We start from the raw sequence: 208 nt of genomic DNA, 5'->3' as shown, positions 1-208 counted from the left end.
AAAGCCGGCGGCGCCTACATGCCGATCGACCCGGCGTACCCGCCGGATCGGATGACGTACATGCTGGAGGACAGCGGCGCAAGATTGTTGCTTGTATACGGCGAGAATGTGGAAGTACCGCCAGCTTATGCAGGCACTGTGTTGAATCTGGCGGACGCATCACTGTACACGGGAGAACCAGAAAACCTGCCAGCAATCAGCGGCGCAA

Annotated in this window: 1 protein-coding gene; it reads left to right on the top strand. The window is 58.7% G+C overall.

The window, feature by feature from the left end; genetic code table 11:
* Positions 1-18 precede the first annotated feature (18 nt).
* Positions 19-208 (top strand): hypothetical protein (locus FS818_RS28620; protein WP_186375625.1); only part of this gene is annotated, 190 nt, incomplete at its 3' end.

Origin of the sequence: Paenibacillus xylanexedens (genome assembly GCF_007680605.1) — a bacterium.
GTDB lineage: Bacteria > Bacillota > Bacilli > Paenibacillales > Paenibacillaceae > Paenibacillus > Paenibacillus xylanexedens_B.
This window is presented reverse-complemented; position numbering and strand designations above follow the sequence as displayed.